This is a genomic window from Pseudomonas sp. BIC9C, from assembly GCF_034541995.1.
Classification (GTDB): domain Bacteria; phylum Pseudomonadota; class Gammaproteobacteria; order Pseudomonadales; family Pseudomonadaceae; genus Aquipseudomonas; species Aquipseudomonas fluorescens_CC.
The window spans coordinates 343,930-357,502 of sequence record NZ_JAWDGM010000003.1 but is presented as its reverse complement, the minus strand read 5'-3'; the positions used below and the strand labels follow the sequence as shown (position 1 = coordinate 357,502).

At 61.7% G+C, this 13,573-nt stretch carries 10 protein-coding genes and 1 pseudogene; 4 read left to right on the top strand and 7 right to left on the bottom strand.

Annotation, left to right across the window (positions count from 1 at the left end; translation table 11 throughout):
* Positions 1-29: 29 nt before the first annotated feature.
* The 7 genes from RS887_RS16240 to RS887_RS16210 form a co-directional block, all read right to left on the bottom strand.
* Positions 30-572 carry a DUF2058 domain-containing protein gene (locus RS887_RS16240; protein ID WP_008016527.1) on the bottom strand — a complete coding sequence of 181 codons (543 nt, stop codon included), beginning with the start codon at positions 570-572 and terminating at the stop codon, positions 30-32.
* A 28-nt stretch (positions 573-600) separates the two neighbouring features.
* Positions 601-1,434 carry a nucleoside triphosphate pyrophosphohydrolase gene (mazG, locus tag RS887_RS16235; protein ID WP_322616131.1) on the bottom strand — a complete coding sequence of 278 codons (834 nt, stop codon included), beginning with the start codon at positions 1,432-1,434 and terminating at the stop codon, positions 601-603.
* Positions 1,435-1,566: 132 nt separating this feature from the next.
* A complete protein-coding gene (gene relA / locus RS887_RS16230; RefSeq protein WP_322616130.1) occupies positions 1,567-3,810 on the bottom strand; it encodes a GTP diphosphokinase in 2,244 nt (747 codons plus the stop codon).
* Positions 3,811-3,930: 120 nt separating this feature from the next.
* A complete protein-coding gene (gene rlmD / locus RS887_RS16225) occupies positions 3,931-5,283 on the bottom strand; it encodes a 23S rRNA (uracil(1939)-C(5))-methyltransferase RlmD (RefSeq protein ID WP_322616129.1) in 1,353 nt (450 codons plus the stop codon).
* On the bottom strand, positions 5,283-6,185 hold the full coding sequence (gene cysM, locus RS887_RS16220) for a cysteine synthase CysM (protein ID WP_322616128.1): 903 nt from the start codon (positions 6,183-6,185) through the stop codon (positions 5,283-5,285). Before cysM ends, rlmD begins: the two co-directional genes overlap by 1 nt.
* A gap of 225 nt (positions 6,186-6,410) precedes the next feature.
* Entirely contained in the window at positions 6,411-7,799 is a 1,389-nt protein-coding gene (locus tag RS887_RS16215; RefSeq protein WP_322616127.1) for a sensor histidine kinase, read from the bottom strand.
* Positions 7,789-8,514 carry a response regulator transcription factor gene (locus RS887_RS16210; RefSeq protein WP_322616126.1) on the bottom strand — a complete coding sequence of 242 codons (726 nt, stop codon included), beginning with the start codon at positions 8,512-8,514 and terminating at the stop codon, positions 7,789-7,791. Before RS887_RS16210 ends, RS887_RS16215 begins: the two co-directional genes overlap by 11 nt.
* Positions 8,515-8,730: 216 nt before the next feature.
* Between RS887_RS16210 and RS887_RS16205 the strand changes: the two are divergent.
* The 4 genes and pseudogenes from RS887_RS16205 (at position 8,731) to RS887_RS16190 (ending at position 13,487) form a co-directional block, all read left to right on the top strand.
* Positions 8,731-11,483, top strand: a pseudogene (locus RS887_RS16205) (response regulator).
* 95 nt (positions 11,484-11,578) lie between these two features.
* Positions 11,579-12,571 (top strand): 2-hydroxyacid dehydrogenase, encoded by a 993-nt coding sequence (locus RS887_RS16200; RefSeq protein ID WP_322616125.1) that lies wholly within the window; start codon positions 11,579-11,581, stop codon positions 12,569-12,571.
* Positions 12,572-12,648: 77 nt separating this feature from the next.
* On the top strand, positions 12,649-13,083 hold the full coding sequence (locus tag RS887_RS16195) for a hypothetical protein (RefSeq protein ID WP_007988765.1): 435 nt from the start codon (positions 12,649-12,651) through the stop codon (positions 13,081-13,083).
* On the top strand, positions 13,083-13,487 hold the full coding sequence (locus RS887_RS16190; protein WP_322616124.1) for an META domain-containing protein: 405 nt from the start codon (positions 13,083-13,085) through the stop codon (positions 13,485-13,487). Before RS887_RS16195 ends, RS887_RS16190 begins: the two co-directional genes overlap by 1 nt.
* The last annotated feature ends 86 nt before the right edge of the window (positions 13,488-13,573 follow it).

Below are 13,573 nucleotides of genomic sequence, written 5' to 3'. Positions count from 1 at the left end.
GGTTTGTCGTTGTTGCAGCGGCTAACGGGCTACCACATCAGATCATCAGGAATCTGGTAGGCCGCGTACGGATCGTCCTCGGTGCTGACCTCTTCGGTCTTCACGTTCATCTGCACGATGCGCTGCGGGTCGCGCTCCTGGATCTTCAGCGCCGCTTCGCGCGGGATCACTTCGTAGCCGCCAGCGTGATGCACGATGGCCAGGGAACCGTTGCTGAGCTTGTTGCGCATCAGCGTGTTGACCGAGAGACGCTTGACCTTCTTGTCGTCGACAAAGTTGTAGTAGTCCTCGGTCGTCAACTTCGGCAGGCGCGTGGCTTCGATCAATTGCTTGATCTGCGCGACACGGGCCTTGGCCTCAGCCTTTTCCTGCTGCTGGCGGTTGAGTTCCTGATCGCGCTTGACCTTCTCGGCCATGGCTTCCTGTGCCGCGCGCTGCTGGGAGTCATCCAGCTCGATCTGGCCTTTGTGGGCCAGGCGTTGTTGCTTCTGCTTGTCTTTGCTGACCTGCTTGGCCTGCTTCTGGTTGACCAGCCCTGCTTTGAGCAACTGGTCGCGAAGGGAAATGCTCATGGTGCTTATTACTCACTTAGGCCACTGCTCAACCGCAGCTGGGCAAATTCTTTTCCTGACGTTTGGCTTCGCCCCACAAGGCGTCCAACTCTTCGAGGGTGCAATCTTCCATGGGACGACGGGTCTCGCGCAATGCCTGTTCGATAAAACGAAAGCGTCGCTCAAACTTGCCGTTGGCGCCACGCAGTGCGGTTTCCGGATCGACCTTGAGGTGCCGCGCAAGATTGACCACGGAAAACAGCAGGTCGCCGATTTCGTCGGCCACGGCTTCGGGATCGTTTTCCGACATGGCTTCGAGGACTTCATCGAGCTCCTCTCGCACTTTATCGAGTACCGGCAAGGCGTCCGGCCAGTCGAAGCCGACCTGCCCTGCGCGCTTCTGCAATTTGGCCGAGCGGGACAGCGCCGGTAATGCAGCCGGGACGTCATCGAGCAGCGACAACTGTTCGGGTGCCGAAGATTTCTCCGTGCGCTCCTCGGCCTTTATCTCTTCCCAGCGCTGCTTGACCTGTTCCTCGCTCAGACGAGGGACATCCAGCGGTGCATACAGGTCACCGGTGGGGAATACATGCGGATGACGGCGGATCAGCTTGCGGGTGATGCTGTCGATCACGCCAGCGAACTCGAAGCGCCCCTCTTCCCGGGCCAACTGGCTGTAATACACCACCTGGAACAGCAGATCGCCCAGCTCACCCTGCACGTGATCGAAGTCGCCGCGTTCGATGGCGTCGGCAACTTCGTAGGCTTCTTCAAGGGTGTGCGGGACGATGGTGGCCCAGGTTTGCTTGATGTCCCACGGGCAACCGTACTGCGGGTCGCGCAGGCGGTTCATCAGGTGCAGCAGGTCTTCAAGTGAATACATCAATCGCTCTCACTGCAAATCTCTTGTGGGAGCGGGCTTGCTCGCGAAGGCGTCGTGCCAGACAGCATGGATGTCGACTGACACCCCCTCTTCGCGAGCAAGCCCGCTCCCACATTGGATCGGCGCCGGCCATCAAGGTGTCCGGTTACGCCGGGTTTCAATGATGTTCGGCAATTGGGAAATCCGCCCAAGCAACCGCCCCAATGCATCCAGCCCCGGAATCTCGATGGTCAGGGACATCAACGCGGTGTTGTCCTCTTTGTTCGAGCGGGTGTTGACCGCCAGCACGTTGATCCGCTCGTTGAGCAGCACCTGCGAGACGTCACGCAGCAAACCGGAACGGTCGTAGGCGCGGATGACGATGTCCACCGGATAGGTGAGCACCGGTACCGGCCCCCAGCTGACCTGGATGATTCGCTCGGGCTCGCGCCCGGCCAGTTGCAGCACCGAGGCGCAGTCCTGGCGGTGAATACTGACGCCACGGCCCTGGGTGATGTAGCCGACGATTGCATCGCCTGGCAATGGCTGGCAGCAACCGGCCATCTGCGTCATCAGGTTGCCAACGCCCTGGATCTGGATATCGCCGCGCTTGCCCGGCTTGTAGCCGGTGGCCTTGCGCGGAATCAGCTCCAGCTGTTCGTTGCCGCGCTCCGGCTCGACCAGTTGCTGTGCCAGGTTGACCAGTTGCGCCAGGCGCAAATCCCCGGCACCGAGGGCAGCGAACAGGTCTTCGGCGGTTTTCATGTTGGCTTTGTCGGCCAGCTTGTCGAAATCCACCGCAGGCAGACCGAGGCGATTGAGTTCGCGCTCAAGCAGCGTTTTACCAGCCGCGACGTTCTGGTCACGCGCCTGCAACTTGAACCAGTGAACGATCTTCGCCCGTGCCCGCGACGTGGTGACGTAACCCAGGTTCGGGTTCAGCCAGTCGCGGCTCGGGGTGCCATGCTTGCTGGTGATGATCTCGACCTGTTCACCGGTTTGCAGGCTGTAGTTGAGCGGCACGATACGCCCGTTGATCTTGGCGCCACGGCAGTTGTGACCGATTTCGGTGTGTACGCGGTAGGCGAAGTCCAGCGGCGTCGCGCCCTTCGGCAAGTCGATGGCGTGGCCGTCCGGGGTGAAGATGTAGACCCGGTCCGGCTCGATATCGACCCGCAGTTGTTCCGCCAGGCCACCGATATCCCCCAGCTCTTCATGCCATTCGAGCACCTGACGCAGCCAGGAGATTTTCTCTTCGTAGTGATTGGAACCGGACTTGACGTCGGTGCCCTTGTAGCGCCAGTGAGCGCACACGCCGAGTTCGGCTTCTTCATGCATCGAGTGAGTGCGGATCTGCACTTCCAGCACCTTGCCCTCTGGCCCGATCACCGCCGTGTGCAGCGAGCGATAGCCGTTTTCCTTGGGGTTGGCGATGTAGTCGTCGAACTCTTTCGGGATGTGTCGCCACAGGGTGTGGACGATGCCGAGCGCGGTGTAGCAATCGCGCATTTCCGGCACCAGCACGCGAACGGCACGCACGTCGTAGATCTGGCTGAACTCCAGACCCTTGCGCTGCATTTTGCGCCAGATCGAGTAGATGTGTTTGGCCCGGCCGCTGATGTCGGCATCGACGCCGGTGGCGTGCAATTCGTTTTTCAGCTGGCTCATCACATCGCTGATGAAGCGCTCGCGATCCAGTCGCCGCTCATGCAGCAACTTGGCGATCTGCTTGTACTGGTCCGGCTCCAGGTAACGGAAGGACAAGTCCTCCAGCTCCCACTTGATGTGACCGATACCCAGGCGATGGGCCAATGGCGCGTAGATGTCGAAGACTTCACGGGCCACGCGGTTGCGCTTTTCGTCGTCGGCGGTTTTCACCGCACGGATTGCGCAAGTGCGTTCGGCCAGCTTGATCAGGGCGACACGAACGTCGTCGACCATGGCCACCAGCATCTTGCGCAGGTTTTCCACCTGGCCCTGGGTGCCCAGCACCAGGGATTTGCGCGGGCTCAGGCTGTCACTGATCGCGGCCATGCGCTGCACGCCGTCGATGAGTTTGGCCACCACCGGGCCGAAGCGCTGGCTGACCGCCGGCAACTTGATCTGGCCTTCGCGCACGCCTCGATACAGGATCGCGGCGACCAGTGAGTCCTGATCGAGTTTGAGATCGGCGAGAATCTCGGCGATCTCAAGGCCGGTACGGAAAGTCGAGTTACCTTCCGACCACAGATTCTGAGCCGCATTGGCTTGTTGTTCGGCCTCGCGAGCGTACTCGCAGGCCTCTTTCAAGGCTTCGCGATCCAGTGCCAGATCGACACTCACCGCGTGATCGAGCCAAGCCTCGAGATTGATACTGCCGTCGGTATTGATCGGCTGGTGTGCTCTCACCTGTACCATCTTGCTTACCTTCCCTACGACGCAGATTCAATGCGTCAAATCGCTGACCTTCGTTGCCCGTGCGCCCACATCGGGCTGGGTGCGGCTGCACGGGCGGGCCAGTCGGACCAGACGAGCATCCTAGCTCGCTTCAAATAACGCCATGGCCTCGACATGTGCCGTTTGAGGAAACATATCGAGAATCCCGGCACGTTTTAACCGGTAGCCCTGCCTGATCAATTCAACCGTGTCGCGCGCCAGCGTTGCCGGGTTGCACGACACGTACACCAACCGTTCGGCGCCCAGGGTCTTGAGCTTGCGCACAACCTCGAAAGCACCGTCACGGGGTGGGTCCAAGAGTACCGCACAAAAGCCTTCGACGGCCCATTCGGCGTCCGTCAAAGGCTGGGATAAATCGGCCTGAAAAAACTTCGCGTTATGCAGATTATTGCTAGCGGCATTCGCTGCTGCCCGATCGACCATCACCTGCACGCCTTCCACCGCCACCACTTCACGAGCGGCCTTGGCCAGCGGCAAGGCAAAGTTGCCCAGGCCGCAGAACAGGTCGAGTACGCGCTCATCCGCTGTCGGCTTCAACCAGTCCAGCGCCTGGGCGACCATGGCTTCATTGACTCCGGCGTTGACCTGAATGAAATCCCCGGGACGATACGCCAGCTCCAGGTCCCACTGTTCAAGGCGATAGCCCAACGACTGACCGGCCTCGACCGGCTGCGGTTCACCGTCGCCATGCAGCCACAACTGGGCTTCGTGGAACGCACAGAATTCCTTGAGAATCGTCAGGTCAGCGTCGGACAACGGCGCCATGTGCCGCAGCAAAACCGCCAACGTCGAGCCGCTGAACAACTCCACATGCCCGAGTGCCTGAGGTTTGCTCAAGCGTCGCAGCATCTCCGGCAGACGGCTCATGATCGGTTGCAAGGGCTGTACCAGCACCGGGCAATCATCGATGGCCACGATGTCCTGGCTGCCGGCGGCGCGGAACCCGACTTCGAGTTTCTTCGCCTTCATGTCCCAGCGCACCGCCACACGGGCGCGACGTCGGTAAGCGAACTCGGCACCGCTCAATGGCGCCGCCCACTCTTCGGGTTCGACGCCCGCGACCTTCGCCAACTGCTCGGCGAGCATGCGCTGTTTCAGGGCAAGTTGTTCGTTATGAGGCAAATGCTGCACGCTGCAACCGCCGCAACGACCGGCATGGGCGCACGGCGCCGGGCGGCGCAATTCGCTGGCCTTGAACACCCGCTCGGTCCGCGCCTCGACCACTTTGCCGTGGGCACCGAGTACGCGCGCCTCGACTTCTTCGCCAGCCAATGCGCCGATGACGAACCAGGTGCGACCTTCGAAAAACGCGATACCGCGACCGTCATTGGCCAGGCGCTCGATGGTCAGGCGCTGCTTTTTGCCGGTCGGGATTTGCGGGGCCTTGCTGCCGCCGGTGGGCTGGAAGCGCAGGCCTCTTTCATGTTTGGCCATCAGTTGGGCGCGTCGAAAATGCCGGTCGACAGGTAGCGGTCGCCGCGGTCGCAGATGATCGCAACGATCACCGCGTTTTCAACTTCCCGGGACAGGCGCAGCATGGCTGCCACCGCACCACCCGAGGACACGCCACAGAAGATGCCTTCTTCGCGGGCCAGACGACGGGTCACGTCTTCGGCTTCGCTTTGGGCCATGTCGACGATCCGGTCCACGCGGTCAGCCTGGTAGATCTTCGGCAGGTATTCCTGGGGCCAGCGGCGGATACCCGGGATCGCCGAGCCTTCCATGGGTTGCAGGCCGATGATCTGTACGTTGTCGTTCTGCTCTTTCAAGTAGCGCGACACGCCCATGATGGTACCGGTGGTGCCCATGGAGCTGACGAAATGGGTGATGGTGCCCTGGGTCTGGCGCCAGATTTCCGGGCCGGTGCCGGTGTAGTGCGCCTCGGGGTTGTCACCGTTGGCGAACTGATCCAGTACCTTGCCGCGACCTTCGGCTTCCATCTTCTGCGCGAGGTCACGGGCGCCTTCCATGCCCTGCTCCTGGCTGACCAGAATCAGCTCGGCGCCATAAGCGGTCATGGCCGCCTTGCGTTCGGCACTGGAGTTGTCCGGCATGATCAGGATCATCCTGTAACCCTTGATCGCGGCGGCCATGGCCAGGGCGATCCCGGTGTTGCCCGAGGTCGCTTCGATCAGCGTATCGCCAGCGTGGATCTGCCCGCGCAGTTCGGCGCGGGTGATCATCGACAGCGCCGGACGGTCCTTGACCGAACCCGCCGGGTTGTTCCCTTCGAGCTTGAGCAATAGGGTATTGCTGGTGGCGCCGGGCAGGCGCTGCAAACGGACCAGCGGAGTGTTGCCGACGCAATCGGCGATGGTTGGGTACTGCAAGGTCATGGCGTATTCGCAATCCAGACTGCGGGGGCGACTATCATACCGGCAAACGTTCGCAGGCCATATCACGCAAAGTGTGGTGCTTATGGTTTATGGGAATAAGCGCCAGGCTTCGAGCTGCAAGCGGCAAGTCGCGGTGCCACTCGGAGTGTGAAAAACAGGGGGTTATTGTGGTGAGAGTGAGGGCCTCTTCGCGGGCAAGCCCGCTCCCACAGGATACCGGGGTGATCATGCGTTTTGCGGTTGGAGCACGGTCAATGTGGGATCGCCATCATCCGCCACCAACCGCATGTTCATCCGCAACCCATTCCCGGTGTTCTGTGCCCAAAGCTTCCCGCCCTGACGCTGCACCGCGTTCCTGGCGATACTCAACCCCAAGCCAAACCCGCCATCCCCCGGCCGCGAACCGTCAAGTCGGGTGAATGGCAGAAAGATCCGCTCCAGATCAGCTTCCGCCACTCCGCCGCCGTGATCCTCCAGCCACAGGTGCCAGCAATCGCCATCGCGCCGTCCGCCCAATTGAACAATGCCTCCGGCCGGTGAATGCCGAATCGCATTACGCAGAATATTTTCCAGTGCCTGGGCCAGGGTGTTGAGATGACCGCGCACCCAGCAGGATGCATCCACCGTGCATTGCAGCTGAGTATCGGGCCAGCCACTTTCATAGCAGGCATTCTCCGTGAGCATTTCCCACAGGGCCTGGATCTGGATCGCCTCGTCGGGCAATCGGGTGCGCTCGGTGTCCAGCCATGCCAGCTGCAGCGTGTCTTCCACCAGGCGCTGCATGCCATCGACCTCACGGCCGATACGTTCGCGCAAGAGCTCCAGGCCCTGCTCACTTTCACTGGCCACCCGCAGGCGACTCAAAGGCGTACGCAATTCGTGAGACAAGTCGCGCAGCAGTTGCTGCTGCAAGGCCACGGTGCTTTGCAGGCGTTCAGACATGTGATCGAACGCCCTGCCCAACTCGCCCAGTTCATCCGACCGATTGGTGGTCCGGGTCGACAGCCGTACGTTCAGCTGATCGGCACGCCAGGCATTGGCCTGTTCACGCAGGCTGTTGAGCGGCACCACCAGCAAGCGGTACAGGCCGACGCACAGCAACAAGGTGAACAACCCCGGAATCACGCCATTGGTGATCACGCGCCAGAACACCCGGTAGTGCCCCGGCACAAAGCGCTTGGGCAGTTCGATCACCAGACTGCCGGCAGACGGGTCGCCGGGAAAGGGTATGCGCATCCACGGCCGGCCTTTCCTGTGGACCGGCCAATCGAGGCCGCGCAAAAAAGTCAGGCGTTCGACTTCCTTGTCCGTCAGCGATCGGTTGCTCAAGGACTGCAAATCACCGCCAACGACACCGACCCAGCCTTTTTCCCGCTGATGCATGCCTTGCAGCCAGTCATCGACACCGGCGCTCTGGCGCTGTTGCCACGCCTGCTCGGCTTCGGCGGCATAGCCCATCAGGGTGCCGCGGGCTTCATCCGAGAGGAACTGATTGCGTTCCTCCATATAGCGTCCCCAGGACCAACTGAGCCAGATCATCAACAAGCAGAACGCAACCAATAGGCAAGCAAGCTTCCAGAACAGCGAATGCCTGCCCGGCAAGTTACATTTCATCGGCGGCGCTCAGGACGTAACCCTTGCCCCATACCGTGCGCACTTCACGCTCGGTGTAGCCAATGGCCTTGAGCTTGCGGCGGATCTGGCTGATGTGCATGTCCAGGCTGCGGTCATGGGCCGCGTAACCGCGCTGCAGTACCTGTTGATAAAGGAAGGCTTTGCTCAGTACTTCGTCGGCGCTGCGGTGCAGCGTCTCCAGCAACCGATACTCGCTTCGGGTCAAGCCGCCGGCCTGTTCGCCATAAAAGACCTCGAAGCTTTCATCGTCGAAACGCAGGCTGTCCATCGAAGGGGCCGGCACTACGGGTGCGGGTGTAGGCCGTCGGTCGAGGGCCACCCGCCGCAGAATGGCTTCGATGCGTACCCGCAACTCCACCATGCTGAAGGGCTTTGGCAGGTAATCATCGGCGCCCAAGCGAAAGCCACTGATGCGATCGGCCTCGGCACCGAGGGCCGACATCAGCAGCACCGGGGTGGAATGGCTCTGGCGCAATTGGGTCAGTACCGCCAGGCCGTCCATGCCCGGCAGCAGAATATCCATCAGCACCACGTCGAAAGGTTGCCGCCGGGCAATGTCCAGGCCTTCCTGGCCGTTCTGGCACCAAGTCACCTGGAAGCCACTGCGATCCAGGTGCTCATGGACGTAGGCGCCGAGCACAAGGTCGTCTTCGATGGACAGGATTCGGGGGAGGCCGGCAGTGATGGGAGTCATGACTATCTGCAAACAATTCTCAGTTGAGCTGATTATTCAAGATTGCCACGCCAGGGGCAACCCACGGTTTACCCGTATCACCCACGAGCCGGCCGGACCGACGAATGACCGCACCATTTTTACGAAGATTGACCGCGAGCAAATCGCTACACTGCGCAAGTGGTGCATGGTGGATGCATGTACCGGTCTATAAATAGCGGGATGCAGGAGAGAGGCGTGCTCAAGAAACTGGGAATCAAAGGCCGCGTGCTGCTGCTGACCCTGTTGCCAACCAGCCTGATGGCGTTGGTGCTGGGGGGTATTTTACCTGGATGCAACAGGCTGACCTGCAAACCCAACTGATGCAGCGTGGCGAAATGATCGCCGAGCAGCTGGCTCCACTGGCGGCACCAGCGATGGGTCATCAGGACAACGAACTGCTCGAACGCATCGCCACCCAGGCCCTTGAACAAACCGACGTACGGGCCGTGACCTTCCTGGCTCCCGACCGCACGCTGCTGGCCCACGCCGGCCCGACCATGCTCAATCAGTTGCCCTCCGGCACTGGTACGCAGATGCTGCGCCGCAGTGGCAACGATGCGACCCGCTATTTGCTGCCGGTATTCGGCAAACACCGCAACCTGGCCGGCGAACTGATTCCCGAGGAAGCCGACCGCCTGCTGGGCTGGGTCGAACTTGAATTGTCCCATAACGGCATGCTGTTGCGCGGTTACCGCAGCCTGTTCGCCAGCCTGATGTTGATCAGTGCGGGACTGGTGGGTGCGGCACTGCTGGCCCTGCGCATGGGTCGCACGATCAATCAGCCACTGAGCCAGATCAAGCAGGCCGTGGCTCAACTCAAGGACGGTCATCTGGAAACCCGCTTGCCGCCCCTCGGCAGTCAGGAGCTGGACGAGCTGGCTTCCGGCATCAATCGCATGGCCGGCACCCTGCAAAACGCCCAGGAAGAATTGCAGCACAGCATCGACCAGGCCACCGAAGACGTGCGCCAGAACCTGGAAACCATCGAGATCCAGAACATCGAGCTGGACCTGGCGCGCAAGGAAGCCCTGGAAGCAAGCCGGATCAAGTCCGAATTCCTGGCCAACATGAGTCATGAAATCCGCACGCCGCTCAACGGCATTCTCGGCTTTACCCATCTGCTGCAAAAAAGCGAACTCACCCCACGCCAGCTCGACTATCTGGATACCATCGAAAAATCCGCCGACAGCCTGCTGGGCATCATCAACGAGATTCTCGACTTCTCGAAAATCGAGGCCGGCAAGCTGGTGCTTGACCATATTCCGTTCAACCTGCGCGACCTGCTGCAGGACACCTTGACCATCCTCGCCCCGGCTGCCCATGCCAAGCAGTTGGAACTGGTGAGTCTGGTGTACCGGGACACACCGCTGTCACTGGTGGGCGACCCTTTGCGGCTCAAGCAGATCCTGACGAACCTGGTGAGCAACGCGATCAAGTTCACCCGCGAAGGCACCATCATCGCCCGAGCCATGCTCGAAGAAGAGCACGAAGACACCGTGCAGTTGCGCATCAGCATTCAGGATACCGGCATCGGTCTGTCGAACCAGGACGTGCGCGCCCTGTTCCAGGCTTTCAGCCAGGCCGACAACTCACTGTCGCGTCAACCCGGTGGCACGGGCCTGGGCCTGGTAATTTCCAAGCGCCTGATCGAACAGATGGGCGGCGAGATCGGCGTCGACAGCACGCCGGGGGAAGGGTCGGAATTCTGGATCAGCCTGAGCCTGCCAAAAACCCGCGACGATGCCGAAGACCTGCCCGCCGCGCCCTTGCTCGGGCGCCGGGTGGCGGTGCTGGAAAACCACGAGCTGGCGCGGCAGGCGTTGCAACATCAACTGGAGGACTGCGGCCTCAGCACCACGTCGTTCAATACCCTGGAAAGCCTGACCAATGGCGTCACCGCCGCCCACCAGACCGATCAGGCGATCGACCTCGCCGTGCTCGGCATCACCAGCAACGACATGCCGCCGGAGCGTCTCAACCAGCACATCTGGGACCTCGAACATCTTGGCTGCAAAGTGCTGGTGCTGTGCCCGACCACGGAACAGACGCTGTTCCATCTTTCCGTGCCCAACCCCCACAGCCAGCTCCAGGCGAAACCGGCCTGCACCCGCAAGCTGCGACGCTCCCTGTCAGACCTGGTCAGCCCGCGCCCGATGCGCAGCGAGCCGGGTGAACCGGTGTCCAGCCGTGCCCCGAAGGTGCTATGCGTCGACGACAACCCGGCCAACCTGATGCTGGTGCAGACACTGCTCGAAGACATGGGCGCCAAGGTGCTCGCGGTGGACAGCGGTTATGCCGCCGTCAAGGCGGTGCAGAACGAGACATTCGACCTGGTATTGATGGACGTGCAGATGCCTGGCATGGACGGCCGCCAGAGCACCGAGGCGATCCGTCATTGGGAAAGCCAACGGCATTGCACGCCACTGCCGATCGTGGCCCTCACCGCCCACGCCATGGCCAACGAAAAACGCGCGCTGCTGCAAAGCGGCATGGACGACTACCTGACCAAACCGATCAGCGAACGGCAATTGGCGCAGGTGGTGTTGAAGTGGACCGGCCTGGCGCTGCGCAATCACAGCCCGGAGCGCTCCGCCGATGGGCATGGCGGCGCCCAGGACCTGTTGGTGCTCGACCACGAGGAAGGACTGCGACTGGCCGCCGGCAAGGCTGACCTGGCTGCGGACATGCTGGCGATGCTGCTGGCGTCCCTGGAGGCTGACCGCGAAGCCATCCGCCATGCTCAGCAAAGCCATGACCACAACGCCCTGATCGAACGGGTCCATCGCCTGCATGGCGCGACGCGTTACTGCGGCGTACCACAATTGCGAGCGGCCTGCCAACGCAGCGAAACCCTGCTCAAGCAACAGGACCCGAAAGCCAGCGTTGCACTGGATGAGCTCGACCGGGCGATCAATCGCCTGGCAGCCCAGGCGCGCATGAATGCTTGATGCAGCGCAATCGCGCGGGTCTGCCGGCGAGCTAATCTGACGACTGCCGAATGCCGGCTTGCTCAACCGTGCAGGCCACCTTCAAGGAGCACCGCATGCGTACGATTCTTTTCAGCAGCCAGAACTACGACCGCGACAGTTTTCTTGCGGCCGGGCAACCGGCCGGCATCGAGTTGCACTTTCAGCCTGCGCGCCTGAGCCTCGACACGGTGGCGCTCGCTCAGGAATATGAAGCGGTCTGTGCATTCATCAATGATGACCTCGGCGCGGCGGTGCTCGAACGCCTGGCCGCTGGAGGTACACGCCTGATCGCCTTGCGCTCGGCCGGTTACAACCATGTCGACTTGCCGACGGCAAAACGTCTGGGGCTGGCTATCGTGCGTGTGCCGGCCTATTCGCCCCACGCCGTGGCCGAACACGCGGTGGCGCTGATCCTCGCGCTCAACCGGCGTCTGCACCGCGCCTACAACCGCACCCGCGAAGGGGATTTCAGGCTGCAGGGCCTGACCGGTTTCGACTTGGTGGGCAAGACTGTCGGCGTGGTCGGCACTGGGCAGATCGGCGCCACATTCGCAAAGATCATGAACGGGTTTGGTTGCCGGTTACTGGCCTGTGACCCCTACCCCAACCCGCAGGTCGAAGCCCTCGGCGCGCGCTACCTGAGCCTGCCGCAACTGTTGGCCGAATCGCAGATCATCAGCCTGCACTGCCCACTCAACGAGCAGAGCAAGCACTTGATCAACCGCGAATCACTGGCGCACATGCAACCGGGCGCGATGCTGATCAATACCGGGCGTGGTGGCCTGGTGGACACTCCCGCGCTGATCGACGCCTTGAAAGACGGTCGCCTGGGTTACCTGGGACTGGACGTGTATGAGGAAGAGGCACAACTGTTCTTCGAAGACCGCTCCGACCTGCCACTGCAAGACGATGTGCTGGCACGGCTGCTGACCTTCCCCAACGTGATCGTCACCGCGCACCAGGCCTTTCTGACCCGCGAAGCGCTGGACGCGATTGCCGCCACCACGTTGCGCAACATTGCAGCCTGGACGGCGGGCACACCGGAAAATCAGGTGACGGGAGACTGAAACGGATCGAAGGTCATTTGCCTGTGCGATGCGGCGTGCAAGCCCGTGCTAGCATATCGCGCATATTTGGAGGACCCATGGTCGAACACGATTTCCGCTACAGCCTGATGAACCCGCAACACACCCTCACCGAATGCCGCGCCCTGGTGCCGGGGCGTTATCAGGTCACCGGCAACGGTGGCTCGATTCGCAACAACGACGTGCTGGTCGTGACCCTCAAGGGCGCCAAGGACTTGTCCATGCGCCTGACCGTCGAAACGGTTCGCCACCTGATCAATCCGCCCGGCCAATGGGTCGCGGTGGCCAGCGGCCCGGTGTTCGGCGAACTGGCGATCCACACCTGGCAAGTGAACTGCGACAGCTGCGCCAAAGAGCTGAGCTTCGAATTCGCCGTCGATGCCAAACTGGGTAACAAGGCTGAAAAGCCTGCCGCCACCGCGCGTATTGCCGAGCTGGGCTGGACCACCGTTGGCGAGAAACACCTGTGCCCGAAATGCCAGGAGCCTGCGTGATGAAACGCCTTGCTCTGACCGCTACGGTCGGCGCCAGCCTGCTGGGCTGCGCCGCCGAGCCGGTGCAACTGCAACAGAACCGCAGCTACATTCTGGAATGGATCGGCGAGCGGCCGTTGATGGACTACAGCCATCTGACCATCACCCTCGGCGAAGACGGCCGGGCTTACGGCAATGGCGGCTGCAACCACTGGTTCGCGCCGTACACCCTTGATGGCGAAAAACTGACCTTCGGCAAAATCGGCAGCACCCGCAAACTGTGCGCGCCGGCGCTGATGGAACAGGAAAAACGCTTCCTTCAGGCCCTGGAATACGTCCAGCGCTGGGACGTCTCCCCGATCGAGCAGATCCGCTTCTGGCCGGCCGAAGGCAAGCCACTGCGTTGGTGGCTCGAGGAGGGTTGATCACACCTTTTCCTGCATTCAGGTGAATGACTGTGGCGAGGGAGCTTGCTCCCGCTGGGCTGCGAAGCAGCCCTGAACCCGGTCAC